This window comes from Mesorhizobium sophorae, assembly GCF_002270415.1.
GTDB classification, from domain to species: domain Bacteria; phylum Pseudomonadota; class Alphaproteobacteria; order Rhizobiales; family Rhizobiaceae; genus Mesorhizobium; species Mesorhizobium sophorae.
Map to the genome: position 1 here is coordinate 1 of NZ_NNRI01000024.1, position 19138 is coordinate 19138.

Below are 19138 nucleotides of genomic sequence, written 5' to 3' on the forward strand. Positions count from 1 at the left end.
GCGCCTTTGCCGGCATGGTCAAGCCGGCCATCTCGGCCGGACTGGTCTTCATCGGTCTGCAGCATGTGCTGTCTCGGCAGGCGGCGGCCTACCTGCCGCTCAGTGCCGTCAGCACGCATATCGAGCGCGGCGAAATGCGCCGCATCGACAACGCGCCGGTGTTCCAGCGCCCGATCTACCTTGCCTATCCCAGCAATCCGGTCTCGTCGGATGTCCTGGATGTCGCGCTCACCGGGCTGCGCTCGCTGGCTGGAGATTGGGCGGAAGGTCAGGGGTTTTCGGAAGGCGACCGTTCCCTGGGCATGACCGGCCAGATGTGACGGGTCAGGCCGTATCCATGGCCATGCCCGCTACGCCGGTTCGGTCACCACTTCCTTCTGCAGCCGTGCCAGTTCCTCGTAGGGGATATGGCAGCGGATCGAGTGGCCGGGCTGCGCTTCGCTAAGCGGCGGTTCCTGCTGCTCGCAGATCGCACCGATCTTGCGCGGGCAGCGCGTGTGGAACACGCAGCCCGACGGCGGGTTGGTGGCGCTGGGGATTTCGCCGTCGAGGCGAATGCGCGCCGTCTCGGTCTGATCGAGCTTGGGCACGGCCGACAGTAGTGCTTCGGTATAGGGATGATGCGGGCCGGAAAAGACGTCTTCCGACGGTCCGAGTTCCATGATGCGGCCGAGATAGAGCACGGCGATCTTGTCGGAGAGGTAACGCACCACGGCAAGATCATGCGAGATGAAGATGTAGCTGACGTCTTCCTTCGACTGCAGGTCGGCGAGAAGGTTGAGGATCGCCGCCTGCACCGACACGTCGAGCGCCGAGGTCGGCTCGTCGCACACCACGATGCGCGGGTCGCCGGCGAAGGCGCGCGCAATGGCGACGCGCTGCTTCAGGCCGCCAGAGAGCTGGCGTGGCTTGACGGCAAGATGCCGGTCGGTCAACCGGACTGAACGGACGAGGTCGTTGAGCCGAGCCTCGAGCGCCTTGCCGCTCAAGCCGGCAAGGCGCTTCAGTGCGCGGCCGATCAGGTGCCGGATCGAATGCGAGCGGTTGAGTGCCGAGTCCGGATTCTGGAAGACGATCTGCATCGCCTTGATCTGGTCGTCGCTGCGGTTTTCCAGCCGCGGCGCCAGCGCCTTGCCTTCGAGCACGATCGTGCCGCCGTCATCCGGCGGCACCAGGCCGAGCAGCAGCCTGGCGAAGGTCGTCTTGCCGCTGCCGGACTCGCCGACCAGCCCAAGCGTTTCGCCCGGGCGCAAATCGAGCGAAACGTCCTTCACGGCGCGCAGCGCGTGGCCATGGCTGGAATAGGTCTTGTTCAGCCCGGCGACGCGCAGCACCGGCACGGCTGCCGCCTTTGGGGCGGGCGCGACATCGCTCGGGGTTGCGCGCGGCAACGCCTGCGCCTTCTCGTGATAGAAGCAGCGCGACAGCCGGCCGCCTAGATCGTAGAGCGGCGGCAATTCGCTGCGGCAGCGGTCGTCGGCGAGCGCGCAACGGTCGGCGAACGCACAGCCCTTGATGTCGACGCCGATGCCGGGCAGGAAGCCCGGAATGGTGTCGAGCCGACCCTGGTCCTTGCGCTGACCGCCGCGCGGCAGGCAGCGCAGCAGTGCCACCGTATAGGGATGGCGCGGATCGTTGAATACGACCTCGGTCGGCCCTTCCTCCACCAGCATGCCGGCATAGAGCACACCGACCCGGTCGCACATGTTGGAGACGACCGCGAGGTTGTGGCTGATGAACAGGATCGAGGCCGACAGTTCCTGCCTGAGCTGCGCGATCAGGTCGAGCACTTCGGCTTCCACCGTCGCATCGAGGCCGGTCGTCGGCTCGTCGAGGATCAGCATCGACGGATCGTTGGCCAGTGCCATGGCAATCGCCACGCGCTGCTGCATGCCGCCGGAAAGCTGGTGCGGGTAGCGCTGCATGACGCTTGTCGGATCGGAGATGCGCACGCGGTTGAGCATGGCAACCGCGCGATCCTCGACCGCCTTGCCTGTTATGCCGCCCAGTTCAAAAATCTCGGTCAGCTGGCGGCCGACGCGGATCGACGGGTTCAGCGCCTTGCCGGGATCCTGGTAGACCATGGAGACGCTTTCGGCCCGCGCCCGCCTGAGGGCCTCAGCATCCAGCTTCATGACGTCCTGGCCGTCGAGCGAGATCGCGCCGCCGGTGATCGAACCGTTTCGCGGCAGATAGCGCACGACGGTGAGCGCCACCGTGGATTTGCCGCACCCGGACTCGCCGACGAGCCCGTAGGCTTCGCCCTGGCCAATGTTGAGGCTGAGGTTGCGCAGCACCGCGCGGTTGCGGCCGGCGACGCGATAGGCAACCGACAGGTCTCTGAGTTCGAGCGCGTTTTCTGCTTTCGCGGATTTAGTCATTGAGCGCTCCGTGAACGCCGTCTGCCGCCAGGTTGACGCCAATCACCAGCGAGGCGATCGCCAGCGCGTCGAACAGCACCGTCCACCAGAAACCGCCGCCGATCATGCCGTAATTGTTGGAGATCGACAGCCCCCAGTCGGGCGAGGGCGGCTGGATGCCGAAGCCCATGAAGGAGAGCGTGGCGACCGCGAAAATGGCATAGCCGAGCCGCACGGTGGTCTCGACCAGGATCGGCGGGATGACGTTGGGCAGGATCTCGACGAACATCGTATGCGCAGCACTTTCGTGCCTGAGCTGTGCGGCAGCGACATAATCGAGTTCGCGCTCGGCAAGCACCGCCGATCGCACCGTGCGCGCGATGATCGGCGCGAAGCTGAGGCCGATGACGACGATGACCGTCGTCTTGGATGTGCCGAGCGCCACGATCGCCAAAAGCGCAACGATGACCACCGGGATCGCCATGAAGGCTTCGAGGATGCGGCTGACGACATCGTCGACGAGGCCGCGAAAATAGCCGGTGAGCAGGCCGAGCGCCGTGCCGGCCACGGTCGCCAGCAAGGTTGCCAGCGGGGCGACGGTCAGGATGTCGCGCGAGCCGACGATGACGCGCGAGAAGACGTCGCGGCCGATCTGGTCGGTGCCGAACCAGTGTTCGGCCGAAGGCGGTGCGAGCGCGTTGATGATGTCGTCGGCAAGCGGGTCGTAGGGCGCGAAATGCTCGCCGAACAGGGCGCAGGCAACCCAGAACATCACAATGGCGAAACCGGTCAGGAAGGTGCCGGAGCGCAGCAGCGACAACAGCACCTCCGCCAGCGGGCCGCGCTTTCGCGTGTCGTCGGGAGTGGGGGAGGTGGTCTGGACAGCGCTCATTGATCTGACCCCAGCCGGATGCGCGGATTGAGCACGGAATAGAGGAAGTCGGCGACGAGCGTCGCCACGGCATAGACGATGCCGATGGTGAGAATTCCCGATTCCAGCATCGGGAAATCCTTGCCGCGCGCCGCGGTGAAGATCAGCGAGCCGATCCCTTGGTAGCGGAACAGCGTCTCGATCACGACGAGGCCGCCGATGAGATAGCCGGTCTGCGTCGCGATGACGGTGATGGTCGGCAGCAGCGCGTTGCGCAGCACATGCCGCCAGATCACCGTGCGCCATGGCAGGCCCTTGAGCACGGCTGTTCGTGTGTAGTCGGAATCGAGCGCCTCGATCATGCCGGAACGCGCCATGCGGGCGATATAGCCGAACAGCACCAGGAACAGCGGCAGCGAAGGCAGGATCAGGTAATAGAGCTGGGTGAAGAAGCCGGCATTGCGCGGCCAGGCGGCCGATATCGGCAGCCAGCGCAGCCAGACCCCGAAAATCAGGATCAGGATGATGCCGGTGACGAATTCGGGCAGCACCGTCACCGACAGGCCGCCAAGGCTGATGATGCGGTCGAGCGGCCGGTTGAGATTGAGCGCGGCGACGACGCCGCCGAGGATGCCGATCGGCACCACCAGCACGAAGGCGACCGCCGCGAGCTTCATCGAATTGCCGAGCGCATCGATGACGAAGGGCGCGACCGGCGAGCGGAAGATGTAGGAGGTGCCCATGTCGCCCTGGACGAAGTTCGAGATCCAGCCCCAGTATTGCGCCAACAGCGGGCGATCGACACCGAGCGTGTGGTTGAGCGCGTCGACGGCGCGCTGGTCGGCGAACGGGCCTAATATGGCGCGTCCGACATTGCCGGGTAGCACCTGGCCGCCCAGGAATACCATGATGCTGAGCAGGAACAGCGTCACCAGCGACAGCGAGACACGCCGGACGAGGAAGGAGAGAATGGCATCGACTCCTTATGTAAGATCCATCGGCCCAGGCATGCCGGACACGTCGGGTAAACTCACTGTGACAGGCGGATCGAATGCTGTCACCGGGGGAACGGCTCCGTCAAATCGCGACACCTCGACCAGCGTCGAATTGCAGGTCGGCGATTGGGCAAGGCGCGACGTCCCCCGATCGGGTGTCAGCACATTCGGATTGCCATGCTTTTCCAGACTGTTCGGCTGTCCGGGCGAGGAGGGGTCGAACCATGCACCGGTGGGCAGTTGGACGACGCCCGGAAACAGGCCATCCGTCAGCACGGCGCCCGCGAGGCACGCACCGCGATCGTTGAAGACGCGCACGACCGTGCCGTCCAGGATGCCGCGCGCGACGGCATCGGCAGGGTTGATCCACAGCGGCGCGCGGCCCGACACTTTGCCCGCCCGGCTCACCGAGCCATGATCGTACTGGCTGTGCAGCTTGTCCGCCGGCTGCGGGGACAGAAGATGCAGCGGGAACCGGCTGGCAAGCTCGCTGCCCAGCCATTCCCGCGGCTCGCGCCAGACAGCGTGACCCGGACAGTCGTCATAGCCGAAGGAATCGATTGTCGGCGAGAACAGCTCTATGCGGCCCGATGGCGTCGCCAGCCGATGCCGCTCTGGATCGGCGCGGAAGGAACCGAGCAGTGTCTGCGACGTAACCTGCCGGGCAAGGTCGGCGTGGCCGTCATGCCAGAAACGGTCGAAGGGTGGCATCTCGACCCCGGCCGCGTCCGCATTGTCCCTGGCTTGCTCGTAAAGCACCCGGATCCATTCGCTGGCTCCGCGCCCTTCGGTGAAGGCTTCGCTGGTGCCGAGCCGGGCCGACAGGTCTGCAAAGATCCGATAATCGTCGCGGGCTTCTCCAACCGGGTCGATCGCTTGCTTCATGGCGACGACGAGGTTTTCCCGGTTCGAAAAGGCGAGATCGTTTCGCTCCAGCGGTGTGGTGACTGGCAGCACGATGTCGGCATGGCGCGCCGTCGCCGTCCAGAAGGGCTCGTTGACGATGATCGTTTCAGGCCGCCGCCAAGCCTCGACCAGCCGGTTCAGGTCCTGGTGATGGTGGAACGGATTGCCGCCGGCCCAGTAGACGAGCCTGATGTCGGGGTAGACAAGCGCGGCGCCGTTGAAGTCGAACGAGCCGCGCGGATCGAGCAGCATGTCGGCCATCCGCGCGACCGGGATGAAGTCCGGCACCTGGTTCCTGCCTTGCGGCACGGACGGCCACCGGAATCCCATCTCCGGTCTTCCGGCGCCATTTGTCGACGAATAGCCGAAGCCAAGGCCGCCGCCCGGCAATCCGATTTGGCCCAGCAGAGCGGCAAGCGTGATTGCCGCCCAATATGGCTGCTCGCCATGGTCGGCGCGCTGCAGCGACCAACTGACCATCAGCATGGTGCGTTTGGCGGCCATTTCCCTGGCCAGCGCGACAATCTTTTCTGTGGCCACGCCGCTCAGGGCAGCCGCCCATCTGGGGCTCTTCGGCTGGCCGTCGCTTTCTCCCAGGATATAGGCCCGCACGACCTCGAAGCCGATGCAGTATCGCGCCAGAAATGTCTCGTCATGACGGGCCTCGGTGATGAGGACATGGCATAGAGCCAGCATCAAGGCGGTGTCGCTGTTTGGCCGAAGCGGCAGCCATTCGGTCTCGACGCCGCGCGGGGCATCGTCGCGCACGGGCGATACGTTGATCAGATGGGCGCCGTTGCCGACGGCGTTGCGCAAGGCCGCCGCCGCTTCGTGACGTGCCGCGCCGCCCCCCTGTATCTGCGCATTGCGCCAGGGCAGGCCGCCAAAGGCGACGATCAACTCGCTATTCCGTTCGATCCCGTCCCAGGTGGAATGATTGCCCGTCAGGCCATCGGTCCCGCCAAGCACGTGCGGCAGGATGATCTCGGCAGCGCCATAGGAATAGCTGAGGACCGAGCTTGTATAGCCGCCGATCGTGTTGAGGAAACGGTGGACCTGGCTTTGGGCATGGTGGAATCGCCCCGCACTCGCCCATCCGTAGGACCCCGCATAGATCGCGGCATTCCCATGCTCGACGCGAATTCGGTCCAGTTCGGCCGCCACGATATCCAGTGCGGTTTCCCATGGGACTTCGACAAAGGGTTCGCTGCCGCGCCCGCCCTTGGCGCTGGACCTGTCCCCCTCCAGCCAGCCACGCCTGATGGCGGGACGGGAGACGCGCAGGTCACCCTGTACCGTACCAAGCATGGACTTGCCGATCGGCGATGGATCGGGGTCGCCGCTCCATGGCTCGACGCCGACGAGCCTGCCGTTCTCGGCACGGACTTCGTAAGTCCCCCAATGCATGGTGGTGAGCAGGGTCTCGGACTCCATGGGACAATGATAAATCGCCCGCAACGCGGGTTTCGCGTCAGGCCGACGCGCAGCGCCTTGCCTCGGCCTGGCAGCGAAAGCGCCAGCCCCCGCAGGGGCTGGCAGTTGCGGGATGGCCTTGTCTGCCTCCGTTCAGGCCTTCGATGCCTTGTCTAGGAACAGCTGCGACATCGCGGTCGGCTGCACGCCGGCCACGCCTTTCGCCGTCGCTGTCAGATAGTCGTAGAAATAGCCGAAGATGACCGGCGTTTCCTCAAGCAGCAGGTTCTGGATCTTGCCTGCCGTCGCCTTCTGCGCCTCGAGGTCGAGTGCGGCGATGTAGCTGGTCGCCAGCGTGTCGTAGTCCTTGTTCTTGAAATGCGCGGCGTTCCAGGTGCCGTCGCTCTTCAGCGGTGCTGCAAGATAGACATTCGGCACCCCGCGGTGGCCATAGTCGGTGATGCCCATCACCGAATCCAGCCAGTTCGACTTGCCGAACACCGCGTCTCCGTAGTAGCCGCCCTGGTCGAGGATATTGAGCTCCAGCTCGATGCCGATCTCCTTGACCCAGTTCTGGATCAGCTGGGCGTATTCGGGGATTTCCAGATAGCGCTCGGTGGTCAGCGTCACCTTGAAGCCCTTGCCGGCGCCCGCCGCTTCCATCAGCTGCTTGGCCTGCGCGATATCCTGCTTGCGCTGCGGCACGCTCGCATCGGTTGACGGATAGGCCGGGGCGAACGGGCTGTCATTGCCCGGCGATGCCCGGCCTTTCATCAGACCGGCAACCAGCTTGTCACGGTCGAGGCTGAGTGCGATGGCGCGGCGCACGCGAGGGTCCTTGAACGGGTCGGAATCGCAGCGCATATGCAGTTGCTGGTGAGCGACCGATTTCAGGCTGATGATGTCGACGTTCGGATCGTTGAGCAGCGCGACACCGGACAGCACCGGCAGCTGGTTGATGATGTCGACCTGCCCGCCCTGCAGTGCCAGGATTTGCGGCTGCGTGTCGGTAAAGAAGGTGAATTCGGTGCGCTCCGGCAACGCCTTCGTGCCCCAATAGTCTTCGTTGCGGACGAAGGAGGCGCCGACCTTTGCCGTGTATTTCTCGATCTTGAACGGCCCGGTGCCGTCGAAGCTCTTCTCGTACTCGCCCTTGTAGCTCGCCGGGATGATGACCGCGTTGTAGTTGTCGGACGACAGCATGTAGGGGAAGTTGCCGTTCGGCGCGTCGAGGTGGAACTCCACGGTGTAGTCGTCGACCTTCTTGCTGGCGCCCTTCTGCAGGATGCCGTTGAACACCGACAGCGCGTTGGACGAGTTTGCCGGATCGGCGAGGCGGTCGATGCTGGCCACAACGTCATCGGCCTTCATCTCGCCGCCGCTGTGGAATTTCACGCCCTTGCGCAGCTTGAACGTCCACACCGTGCCGTTGTCGTTCGGCTTCCAGCTTTCGGCCAGCGCCGGCTGCAGCACGAGGTCGGGGCCGTCGACGCAGAGGAATTCGGCAACCTGCTGCATGACCAGGAGGCCGCCGGCGTCGGCAATGGTAACAGGGTCGATCGTTGCCGCCGGCACGCTGCTGGCGACGCGGATGGTGGCGCCGGGCGCGCCCTGGGCGCGCGCCAGCGATGGCATGCCGCCGAGGCCGGCGGCTGCGCCGATGCGGCCCAGCAGCGGCAACGACAGGCCGAGCAGGCTGCCGTGACGGATGAAGTCGCGGCGGCTGACCCTGCCGTCGACCAAGCCATCGATCAGGTGATTTTCAAGCGGCGAGCGATTGCGCCGGATCAGGTCGAGAATGTGATAATTCTTGCTCATGGGTTTTTACCCTTCCCCTACGTTTTTGTGGCTGACGAATTTCTGCGGAAAGCTCCATTTGCGGCCGCCAGAATAGCCTGTGACCGGGACTGTAGCATGCGATCTTGTCCGGTCCATCCAGTCCTTGGCGTGGATGCGCCGGATTCCTGGCTGCACTGCTCTCACCCGTCTTTGTCCAACCTTCCCGACCAGAGTCGCGGTGGTTGGCTTCTCGTTTCTTGGTCGTCTGCCGTCATCTAGTTCAACGGCAAACGGCGATAGGTTCCGGGCTTTGCCGGGTCATGATACTTGTTGCATGGTCCTTTCTCGGTAAAGTCTCTGTGACAGGCAGCCAGGTTTTCCCGTGCCAGCGTGACGCCGAGACCGGGGCCCTCCGGAACGCGCACGACGTTGTTCCTCGGCGAAAACGGCCCTTCCTCGGTGACATCCATCGGCAGCATGCGAAACAGCGACTGGTTCGGCTCCCTGATCCAGCCGAGCGCCGCGCACAGATGCAGATAGGCCGCGCTGCCGATGCCGCTGTCGCCGCTGTAGCACCAGAAGTCGATGCCGGCATGCTCGCAGGCGCCGACGAAACGCAGCAGGCGGCCGATGCCGCCATGCGTCGTCGGGTTGCCGACGAAAGCGTCCGGCACCTTCATGTCCATGGCGCGTGCAATGTCGATGTTGTGGGTCGAGAACGGGATCGAGCAGTGGCGCCGCAGTTCGCGCATCTCCTCGATCGTCGCCACCGGATCCTCCCAATTGCGCACGCCCAGCTCCTCCAGCGGCCGCGCCAGGCGGCGCGCCGTCGTCAGCGAATAGGCCTGGTTGGAATCGATGCGAATCATCGCATCGTCGCCAAGTCGTTCGCGGATCAGCTCGACCATTCTCAGCGAGACTTTTGGATCCTGAGTCGAAAACTTGCCTTCGAAGAAGGTTGTCCCATGGATCTGGTGCAGCTCGACGCAATAGTCGGCGACCTCTTCCGGCGTCGTCTCGCCCTTGACCTTCAGCCCGTCGCCGCGCAGCGAAAAATAGTCGGTGAACGGGATGTCCTTGCGCACGGCGCCGCCGAGCAACTGGTAGAGCGGCTGGTTCCATGCCTTGCCGCGCAGGTCCCAGAACGCCATCTCGATGGCGCCGAAGGCCATGATGCGGGTGCGGTCGTTGATCGACTGCACGCCGGTCCAGTAGGGCAGGCAGACATTCTCGGCGCCCGCGATGTCGAAGGCATCGCGGCCGACAAGGCGCGGCGCCAGGACATCGTTAATGATCGCGGCGGCCGCCGGCGTCGGCGCCTCGCCGAGGCCGATCATCCCATCCTCGGTCTCGACCTCGACGATGGTCGGCGAGAACCCGTCGAGTTCGCCGAACACCCAGGCGTAGGGCGCCTCGAGGCGCAGGTTGATCGGCGTGGCCTTGATGCCGCGGATTTTCATCTCAGCGGCCGATTTCGAAGAACGGCGCCCCGAGCAGGTCGGGGACCACGTCGATGCCGAGGCCGGGTCCATCCGGAATGCCCATGCGGCTGCCGGTGACCGGCGGCTTGTTCGAAGCCGTGCGCACCGTCACCCATTCGTGGAAGGCGATGGCGTGCAGGCGGCGTTCCTCCGGCGTCGACAGCGACAGATGCGCCATCGCCGCGGTGTCGATCTCGGCGCCGCCAGTGTCCTCGACGGTGATCATGAAGCCGAGGTCGACGGCGAGATCGCGGATCTGCCGCGTCTTCGTCACGCCGCCAAGCCGCGAGATCTTCAACGTCAGCCCGTCGGCGGCACCCTTGCGATGGATATCGAGCATGTCGTCCAGCGAGGCAACGGATTCGTCGAGCACCATCGGCTTGTCGAGCGAGCGGCGCACCGACATGCATTCGTCGATGGTCGTGCAGGGTTGCTCGAACGTGTAGTCGATGGCCCGCGTCGCGTCAGCGAACTGGCGCGCCTGGTAGGGGGTCCAGCCGGCATTGGCATCGCAGAAGATCACCGTGCCTGCCGGCACCGAGGCGGCGACCGCAGTGACGCGCTCGATGTCGTCATGGACATTGCCGCCGACCTTGACCTGGAGCCGGTGGAAGCCGTCCTTGACGATGCGCTTGGCCAGCGCCGCCATGGCCTCGACGCTGCCGTGGGTGACGACCTTGTAGAGCTCCGCCGTCTCGCTCTCCCGGCCGCCGAGCAGCGTCACCAGCGGCACGTCGGCGGCGCGCGCGGCAAGGTCCCAGCAGGCCATGTCGAGCGCCGACTTGATGTAGGGATGGCCCTTGAACACCGTATCCATCAGCCGGCCGATGCCGGCCAGCCCGCGCGGATCGTGGCCGATGAGATGCGGCGCGATCTCGACCACGCCGGCACGCACGCCGGCCGCGAAGGCGGGCGAGTAGAAATTGCCTAGCGGCGCCATCTCGCCCCAGCCGGTGATCCCGCTATCCGAGGTGATGGCGACGATCACCGCGTCGAAGGCGTCGGCAACGCGTCCTTTGGACATGCGGTAGGGCCCGTCCACGAAGGGCTGCACGACATGGTAGGCTTTGATGGTTTCGATCTGCACGTGTCTGTCCATTGTCTGCGGTGGTGAGGAACGGGGTCAGGCGCCTTTCGACGGGCGCTGTTCGAGACCGCGCGCGTAGGAAAGAAGCTCCTCGAAATCGAGGTCGATATGCTCGCGGGCATGGCGCTGGGCAGCGCGCATGTCGGCACCTTTGAGCAGCGACACATAGGTCTCGTGAACGTCTTCGGCCGGCACCGCTTCGTTGCGGGCCTGCTGATGCAGGGCGAAATACATCTGCAGCCGGCTGGTCAGCCGCTGCCAGGTTTCCAGCAGCACCGAATTGTCGGCCCATTCGTAGATCAGGCCATGCAGTTGCAGCGCCGTTTCGATCTGGCGGGTGGTGTCGCGGTTGCGGGTCGCCTGTTTCACCGCCTCGTGGCGTTGGTCGAGCTCGTCGAAGAAACGCTGGTCGCGCAGCGGCCAGGTCCGCTCGATGGCGAATTCGTCGAGCACCTTGTTGAGCGAATAGGCATCGTCGATGTCCTTGGCGGTGACATCGACGACGAAAGTGCCGGCATAGGGAATGCTGGTCAGGATGCCTTCCTGCACCAGCTCGCGCATCGCCTCGCGCAGTGGCGCGCGGCTGACCCGCATCTGTTCGGAGATCCGGAGCTCGTTGAGTTTCTGGCCCGGTTCCAACTGGCCGGTCAGGATCGCGCGCCGCAGCAGCGCGACGATCTCGGCGCGCCGCGTCGTATCCGCGATCGGACTGAAATCCACTTTCGCCATTCGGCTACTCCCAAGGAAACCGAGAGCAAGACAAGCAGATTGTCGACAATCTAACAAGAGGTCAATTTCGGATTCTTGGGGACCGCTTGGGGGACCGCTGGCATGTCTGCTTCTTCGGCCTCAGGCCGCGCGGCCGTAGAAGCCGACCCGTTCCTCGGCGCTGAACATAACGCCGGGCTTCTCGTAGTAGGAGAACACCGCGATCATGCGCTCGCGCTCACCTTCGACGGTGGTGACGCGATGCGCGGTGTTCTTGCCGCGAAAGACGTTGAGTGTGCCCGGCTTCATGCGCAGGATCTTGGCTTCGGGGTCACGCCCTTCGAGCAGCCTGGCGACGCCGTCATAGTTCGGATTGTCGTCCGACCGCAGGTCCGTGCGGTATTCGAGGTCGCCGCCGCGTTGCGCCTGCTGCAGCAGAAGGGTGGTGGTGAATTCCGAACGGTCGAAATGCCAGTTGAGCGCCTCGCCGGCGCGATAGGCCATGACATTGGTGCGCGCCAGTGGGTCCTGCATGACATGCAGCCTGGTCTTGCCCATCGCCGCCGCCAGGAAGCGCAGCAGCGGTTCGTATTCGTAAATGGCGAGCACGACGCTGCCGGGGATCTGGTCGGCGCAAACGGTGTGGCTGATGGTCTCGACCTTGCGCAATGCCGGATGGTCAGGCGCAAGCTCGGGAATGTCAGGCTTGAAATAGATGTTGTGCATCCGTTTGTGCACATGCGAGCGCGCAGCCATGACAGGCTGGATTTCCCCCACCGCCTTTTCAGTGACGCCGGGCCGTAAGAACCCCTCGAGGTTGAACATGCCGTCGGCTTCCAGTGCCGCGATGGATTGGTCGACGAGGCGCTGCCATTCGGCGCTGCCTTCGCGGTCGAGCGGATAGCGGTCGAGATCGAGGATGTCTTTCATGGTCGTGGGCTCCGAGTTTCAGAGCCTATGAGACGGCAAAAAAATCTTTCTCTCAACGCGCAAAATAATTAGGATTGGCCAAGAAAAACTTTGGGAAGATCGATGTGGAACGGCTGCCTCCGCTGAATGCGATCAAGGCCTTCGAGGTCGCGGCGCGCGCCGGCAGCTTTACCCTGGCTGCGACCGAGCTTGGCGTGTCGTCGGCGGCGGTGAGCCAGCAGATACGCAATCTCGAAACCTGGTTCGGCAAGCAACTGTTCGTGCGCAGCGGCAACCGTATCGCACTGACCGACGCCGGCCACGCCATCTATCCGCAAACCGCGCGGGCGCTGGGCGACATAGCGGCGATCGGCCGGCGCATGCTGGAAGGCGGCTTGCGAACCCGCCTTGTCGTCAGCGTGCCGTTTTCGCTCGCCGAACTGTGGCTGGCGCCGAAGCTCGCCGTGCTTCTCGATGCCTTTCCGCAGATGGCGATCGATGTCCGGGTCGAGGACGATCCGGTCGACCTGATTCGCCAGAACATCGACCTGCGCATCAGCTATGGCGACTATCACTATCCCGGATTGAAGCTCGTCCGGCTTGTCCATGATGATGTCTTGCCGGTCTGCGCGCCCGAATTCTGGCACCGGCACGGCAATGGCGATTCGGGTCTGGCGGACCTGCATGAAAACCTGTTCATCCACACCAATTGGGGACCGAACTACGCCTCGCATCCGACCTGGGCCGATTGGTTCGCGGCATCCGGCGGCAGTCGCTCGCCCGACCCGTCGCATGGGCGGCGCGTCGGCCTGTCCAGCCTGGCAATCACCTCGGCGAGACTGGGTCTCGGCATTGCGCTTGGTCAGCAGGTCATGGCGCGCGCCGATCTGGAGGCAGGCCGCTTAATCGCGCTGTCACCCGTCTCGGTCCGCCTCGGGCATCCCTACTGCGCGTTCATGCCGCCGGCCAAGGCTGATCGTGCCGATGTCGTGGGCCTGGTGGAGCTGCTCACGAAAGCGGCGCCCGCGACCTATGGGAAGGTCGGGGCGCCGCGCTGAGGCCGGACCTGACGGGGGTGTTCAGGTGGCCGGCTTTTCCGGCAGCGGAGAAATCGGCATTCCGGGTCCGATCTTCTGCAGATTGCCTGTTATCACCTGATCGCCTTCGGCCACGCCGGTCAGGATCGCCACCTGACTGCCGCTGGTCGGGCCAAGGGAGACCAGCCGCTGGTCGACCGTGTTGCCCTTGCCGACGACGTAGAGATATTTGCCGAGCTGGCTCGAGCCCAGCGCCGTCTGCGGCACCATCAGCGCATCGGCCTGCTGCTTCACATGCAGCCGGACGCGTACATATTGGCCCGGCAGCAGCGTGAACTTGCCGTTGCCGATCGTCGCCCGCGCCGTGATGGTGCCGGTCGAACGGTCCACCGTATTGTCGATGAAGGTGAGTTCGCCCTTCTGACTGGCCTCGGTCTCGCCGGGAAGCAGCACCTCGACCTCGATCGGACCGGCCGCGCGAGCCTGCTCGATCTCAGCCAGGTCCGACTCGCTCGGATTGAAGGTGACGTAGATCGGATCGAGCTGCACCAGCGTGTTGAGCACGGTGCCGGCAACGCTGACCAGCGTCCCGACCGAGGCCTGGTTGCGACCCAGGCGTCCGGCGAACGGCGCGCGGATTTCGGCATAGCTCAAATTGAGTTCGGCCGTGCGGACCGCCGCCTGGTTGAGCGCCAGCGACGCCTGTGCTTCGCGCAAGGTGCTGGTGCGCTGGTCGAACCCGTCCTTGGCGAGATAGCCGCTCTTCGCAAGCTCGGTGCCGCGTCCGAGATTGGACTGGGCATACTCGAGCGTTGCGGTATCGCGCTGCACCTGCGCCTTCGCCTGGTCTAGAGCCGCCTGGAAGTCATCAGGCGAGATCTTGTAGAGCAGATCGCCCTGGCGGACGTCGACACCGTCTGCAGCGGCCTGCTCCTGCAGATAGCCCGGAATCCTGGCCTGCAAGGTGATGTTGCGGATCGGCTCCGTCCGCGCGGCGTAGTCGAGGTAGATCGGGATCGTCTTCTTGACGACGCTGACCACCGGTACCGGCATGACGAACGCCGCCGGGGCGGGCGCCGCACCAGCGGTGCCAGCATTGAGGCTGACGTTGCCCATGTCGAGCAGATGGACGCTGGCCACCGAGATCGCTCCCAGCGCGACGGCCGTTCCCAGCGCGATTTTCCATTTACGCATGATTAGTCTCCAATCTTATTCGGCCGCTTCCGCCAGGGGAGGGAAGGCGGTTTCGGCAGTTGGTTCAGTGTGTTCGTCAGCGGCGGGCTCGTCATTGCCGCCGCGTTCGCGCAGCTGTTCGATGACCGCGTAGAAGACCGGTACGAACACCAGCGACAGGATGGTGGCCGCCACCATGCCGCCAAAGACGGTGGTGCCGATCGACTGACGGCTTGCGGCACCGGCGCCGGTGGCGAACATCAGCGGCAGCACGCCGAGGATGAAGGCGAAAGCCGTCATCAGGATGGGCCGCAGCCGCAGCCGTGCCGCCTCCATCGCCGCGTCGACGATGCTGAGGCCTTCCTCGCGTCGTCTCCTGGCGAACTCGACGATCAGGATGGCGTTCTTGGCCGCCAGGCCGATCAGCATGACGAAGCCGATCTGCGAGTAGACGTCGATCTGCATGCCACGCGCCCACAGCACCGCGAACGCGCCGAACAGGGCGAGCGGCACCGCCAGCAGCACCATGAACGGCATCGCCCAGCTCTCGTACTGCGCCGCCAGGATCAGGAAGACGAAGACGATGGCGAGGCCGAAGACGACGGACGCGATCGATCCTGCCTTGAGTTCCTGGAAGGTGATGCCGGTCCATTCGAAACCGAAATCCCTGGGCAGTGCCGTGGCGGCTGCCCGTTCCATCGCGGCAACCGCCTGGCCCGAGGAGAAGCCCGGTGCGGCACCGCCATTGATCGAGGCCGACGCGTTGTTGTTGTAGTGCGGCACGGTTTCGGGGCCGACGAACGGCACGAGCTTGCCCAGTGTGCTCAACGGCACCATGCCGCCGGAGGCATTGCGCACATAGAGCCGGGAAATGTCGGCAGCGCCCGCACGTGCATCCTTGTCGGCCTGGATGGTCACCCGGAAGGTGCGGCCGAACAGGTTGAAGTCGTTGACGTAGAGCGAGCCGAGATAGATCTGCAGCGTGTTGAACACATCCGGCAGGTTGAGGCCGAGCAGTTTCGCCTTGCTGCGGTCGAGGTCGTAGTTGAACTGCGGCGTCGAGGTCGAGAACGGCGAGAACAGCTGCTGCGGATTGATCTCGGGCTGCTTGCGCGCCTCGGCGATCACGGCTTGCGTCGCGTCGTTGAGGGCTGAACTGCCACGGCCGGTGAGATCCTCGACGACGAATTCGAAGCCGCCCGTGGTCCCGATACCGGGGATCGAGGGCGGATCGAAGCTCAACGCGAAGGCTTCCGGGATCTGCAGCAGCTTGCCGCGCACATCGGCGACGAGCTTCGACGCGCTCTGGTCGGGACTGCGTTCCTCCCAGGGCTTGAGGATGGCGAATTCGACCGCCGAGTTCGACTGCGCCGCACTGGTCAGGAAGTTCAGGCCGCTGATCGAGCCGACGATGTCGACGCCGGGTGTCGCCTGGAGGATGTCGCGCGCCTTTTGCGCCACGGCGTCGGTGCGCTCCAATGAAGCGCCGTCGGGCAGCTGGATGACGACGAAGAAGTAGCCCTGGTCCTCAACCGGAAGGAACGTCGAGGGCAGGCGCTGCCAGACGAAGTAGGTGGCGACAAGTCCGGCTGCAAACAGGCCAAGCATGATCCAGCGCAAGCGGATGAGGATGCGCACGCCGTGCGCATAAGCATGCGACAGCCGGTCGAAGCCTGTGTTGAACCAGCGGAACAGCACGAACTGCGTTGGCTCGCGATGCCGCAGGAATGCGGCACTGAGCGCGGGGCTCAGCGTCAGCGAATTGAAGGCGGAGATGCCGACCGAGATCGCCACCGTCAGCGCAAACTGGTTGTAGAGCTTGCCGGAGACGCCGGGAATGAAGGCGACCGGCACGAACACCGCCATCAGCACGGCGGTGGTGGCGATGATCGGACCGGTGACCTCGGCCATCGCGGCCTTGGTCGCCGCCAGTGGCTTGAGCCCGGCCTCCAGTTGTCGTTCGACGTTCTCGACCACCACGATGGCATCGTCGACGACCAGGCCGATCGCCAGCACCATGCCGAGCAGGCTCAGCATGTTGAGCGAGAAGCCAAGCATCTCCATCACGACGAGCGTCGCCACCAGCGACACCGGAATCGCGATGGTCGGGATGATCGTCGTGCGCCAGCTCTGCAGGAAGATGAACACCACGGCGACGACGAGGACCAGCGCCTCACCGAGCGTGATCAGCACGTCATGCATCGACGCCGAGACGAAGCGGGTCGTGTCGTAGTGCATGGAATAGGAGACGCCCTTCGGGAAACGGGCCGACAGCTGCTGCATCTTGTCCTTGACGCGCTGCTGCAGATCGAGCGCGTTGGAGCCGGGCATCTGGTAGACGGCGAGCACCACGGTCGGATCCTTGCCGAAGAAGGCCGACGATGAATATTGCAATGCGCCGAGCTCGATGCGGGCGACGTCGCGCAGCCGCACCAGGGAGCCCGTGTCGGTGTTGGCGCGCACGACGATGTCGCCGAACTCCTTGGGATCGCTCAAGCGGCCGACGGCGTTGACCTGCATCTCGAAGGCGGTGCCGGCCGGAGCCGGCGACTGACCGATCTTGCCGGCCGCCACCTGGACGTTTTGCTCGGCAATAGCGTTCTGGACGTCGACGGCGGTGATGCCGAGATTGGCGAGCTTGTCCGGATCGAGCCAGACGCGCATCGAATAGCGCCGCTCGCCGAAGATCTGCACGTCTCCCACACCGGGCAGCCGCTTCAGCGGATCGACCACCTGCAGATAGGCAAGGTTGCTCAGCGCCACCGGATCGACCGAACTGTCGGGCGAGGTCAGGTTGACGATAAGGACGAAGTTCGGATTCTGTTTCTTGATCGTCACGCCGCCCTGATTGACGATCGCCGGCAGCGACGAGGCCGCTTGCGAGACGCGGTTCTGGACGTCGACGGCGGCGGTGCTGAGCGAATAGCCGACATCGAAGGTGATCGTGATGGTCGAGGAGCCGTCATTGGAGCTCGTCGACGACATGTAGGTCATGCCTTGCACGCCGTTGATCTGCTGTTCCAGCGGCGTCGTCACGGTGTCGGCCACCACCTGCGCGCTGGCGCCCGGATAATGAGCACTGACCACGACCTGCGGCGGTGTGATGTCGGGAAACTGCGAGACGGGCAGCAGGAAATAACAAATCGTCCCGGCGAGCACCATGATGATGGCGATCGCCGAGGCGAAGATCGGACGATGGATGAAAAAGTTTACCACGAAACACACGCCTCCCCGGCCGCTCTTGCCTTGCCGAAGGCGCTGGCAACCTTGGACAGCCTTTGGCCGCGCCCGTCACCGGGCTCTCCCGGCGAACGCAACAACGGCATCTCGCTGTGCTGCGCATCGGCGAGCGAGCGCAGCATCCTTTCGAAGGCGCGCGGGTCGACGCCATCTGCTTTCATGACCAGCCGGATCATCGGATCCCGGACGGCTTCATCTATGGTAAGATCGCGGCGCTGTGGCATTGGCCGGCTCCTTGTCTGTCGGTTCGCAGCCCATGCTCACGAACCGTTTTCATCTCTTCACCGGCCGAGGCCGCATGAACTGCAATTGTTCGCCCATCTCGCTGAGGTCCCTCTGGATCTGGCAGGACCAGTTCACGGTCTTGTGATTGACGGAGGGCGACATAGGTGTTACCAGTAAGTAACATTCGTGACGTTACAGACCGGTAACACCCTAGTCAAGAGGCGTACCGAGGGATTTTTGGGAAACCAAGGAGGTTTTGATGGAAGACGGCACTGTGGAACGCGTTCGCCCCCGGGACAGGATCCTGGAGACGGCGCAGGATATGTTTCACAAGCATGGCATCAAGGGCGTCGGCATCGACGCCATCACTGAGGCCGCCGGAACCAACAAGATGACGCTCTATCGTCATTTCGATTCCAAGGATGATCTCATCATCCAATGCCTGCGCGCCACCGCCTGCAAGGCTGGTGCGATCTGGGAGAAATTCGAGATTCAGCATCCCGGCGACAAGCTGGCGCAATTGCATGCCTGGGTTCGCATGGCCGCCGATTGCCTGACGGCTGACGGCCGCGGCTGCGACATGGCCAACGCCGCCATCGAGCTGACCGACGCGGATCATCCGGCCCGGCGCGTGATCAAGGAACTCAAGGAAGCCCAGCGCGATCGCCTTGTCACGCTGTGCCGGGATGCCGGCATCGGCCAGGCCGAGCTGCTTGCCGATACGCTGTCGCTTCTGCTTGAAGGCGCCCGTGTCAGCGTTCAAAGTGTCGGTACCGAAGGCCCCAGCGCGCAGTTCGTCCGCATGGCTGAAGGGCTAATCGTCTCCTTCCGCGGCACTGCTGCCGGCTGAATTCTCCCCGGCAATCTATTCGATCTCGTGACCGAGAATGAACGATGCGTCACGCCTTTGGCGTGAGCGCCATTGCAATCGCCACTGACTGGAACGAAAAAAGC

14 protein-coding genes and 1 pseudogene are annotated in these 19138 nt (G+C 64.4%); 3 read left to right on the forward strand and 12 right to left on the reverse strand.

Going from position 1 to position 19138, the window contains the following annotated elements; all coding sequences use genetic code 11:
• Positions 1-320: pseudogene (locus tag CGZ66_RS38115) on the forward strand (LysR family transcriptional regulator); the annotation flags it as partial.
• Positions 321-350: 30 nt separating this feature from the next.
• Here CGZ66_RS38115 and CGZ66_RS38120 read toward each other — a convergent pair.
• The 9 genes from CGZ66_RS38120 to CGZ66_RS38160 form a co-directional block, all read right to left on the reverse strand.
• Complete coding sequence (locus CGZ66_RS38120; RefSeq protein ID WP_095091850.1) at positions 351-2381, reverse strand: dipeptide ABC transporter ATP-binding protein; 2031 nt, start codon at positions 2379-2381, stop codon at positions 351-353.
• The gene (locus CGZ66_RS38125) at positions 2374-3252 is read right to left on the reverse strand and encodes an ABC transporter permease (protein ID WP_095091851.1); all 879 of its coding nucleotides are present in this window, start codon (positions 3250-3252) and stop codon (positions 2374-2376) included. The genes CGZ66_RS38120 and CGZ66_RS38125 overlap by 8 nt, the downstream gene beginning before the upstream one ends.
• Positions 3249-4202: an ABC transporter permease gene (locus tag CGZ66_RS38130; protein ID WP_095091852.1), complete on the reverse strand. Its 954-nt coding sequence runs from the start codon at positions 4200-4202 to the stop codon at positions 3249-3251. The genes CGZ66_RS38125 and CGZ66_RS38130 overlap by 4 nt, the downstream gene beginning before the upstream one ends.
• Before the next feature lie 12 nt (positions 4203-4214).
• On the reverse strand, positions 4215-6566 hold the full coding sequence (locus CGZ66_RS38135; RefSeq protein WP_095091853.1) for a molybdopterin guanine dinucleotide-containing S/N-oxide reductase: 2352 nt from the start codon (positions 6564-6566) through the stop codon (positions 4215-4217).
• A 132-nt stretch (positions 6567-6698) separates the two neighbouring features.
• Complete coding sequence (locus CGZ66_RS38140) at positions 6699-8363, reverse strand: ABC transporter substrate-binding protein (RefSeq protein ID WP_095091854.1); 1665 nt, start codon at positions 8361-8363, stop codon at positions 6699-6701.
• 236 nt (positions 8364-8599) lie between these two features.
• Entirely contained in the window at positions 8600-9784 is a 1185-nt protein-coding gene (locus tag CGZ66_RS38145; protein ID WP_095091855.1) for a mandelate racemase/muconate lactonizing enzyme family protein, read from the reverse strand.
• Position 9785: 1 nt separating this feature from the next.
• Complete coding sequence (locus CGZ66_RS38150) at positions 9786-10892, reverse strand: mandelate racemase/muconate lactonizing enzyme family protein (protein ID WP_095091973.1); 1107 nt, start codon at positions 10890-10892, stop codon at positions 9786-9788.
• 36 nt (positions 10893-10928) lie between these two features.
• Positions 10929-11621, reverse strand: coding sequence for a GntR family transcriptional regulator (locus CGZ66_RS38155; RefSeq protein WP_095091856.1), 693 nt, complete (start codon positions 11619-11621; stop codon positions 10929-10931).
• Positions 11622-11741: 120 nt separating this feature from the next.
• A complete protein-coding gene (locus CGZ66_RS38160; RefSeq protein WP_095091857.1) occupies positions 11742-12530 on the reverse strand; it encodes a HalD/BesD family halogenase in 789 nt (262 codons plus the stop codon).
• 104 nt (positions 12531-12634) lie between these two features.
• Between CGZ66_RS38160 and CGZ66_RS38165 the strand changes: the two genes are divergently transcribed.
• Positions 12635-13567, forward strand: a complete 933-nt coding sequence (locus tag CGZ66_RS38165) for a LysR substrate-binding domain-containing protein (RefSeq protein ID WP_095091974.1) — start codon at positions 12635-12637, stop codon at positions 13565-13567.
• A 21-nt stretch (positions 13568-13588) separates the two neighbouring features.
• Here the strand turns inward: CGZ66_RS38165 and CGZ66_RS38170 are convergent, their stop codons facing one another.
• From CGZ66_RS38170 to CGZ66_RS38180, 3 genes are read right to left on the reverse strand one after another with little or no spacing between them, the layout of a single operon-like run.
• Positions 13589-14740 (reverse strand): efflux RND transporter periplasmic adaptor subunit, encoded by a 1152-nt coding sequence (locus CGZ66_RS38170; RefSeq protein WP_095091858.1) that lies wholly within the window; start codon positions 14738-14740, stop codon positions 13589-13591.
• Positions 14741-14755: 15 nt separating this feature from the next.
• Positions 14756-17935, reverse strand: coding sequence for an efflux RND transporter permease subunit (locus CGZ66_RS38175; protein ID WP_095091859.1), 3180 nt, complete (start codon positions 17933-17935; stop codon positions 14756-14758).
• Positions 17929-18183, reverse strand: a complete 255-nt coding sequence (locus tag CGZ66_RS38180; protein ID WP_095091860.1) for a hypothetical protein — start codon at positions 18181-18183, stop codon at positions 17929-17931. The genes CGZ66_RS38175 and CGZ66_RS38180 overlap by 7 nt, the downstream gene beginning before the upstream one ends.
• A gap of 260 nt (positions 18184-18443) precedes the next feature.
• On the opposite strand from CGZ66_RS38180, the gene CGZ66_RS38185 reads away from it, so the two are divergent.
• On the forward strand, positions 18444-19034 hold the full coding sequence (locus CGZ66_RS38185) for a TetR/AcrR family transcriptional regulator (RefSeq protein ID WP_095091861.1): 591 nt from the start codon (positions 18444-18446) through the stop codon (positions 19032-19034).
• The last annotated feature ends 104 nt before the right edge of the window (positions 19035-19138 follow it).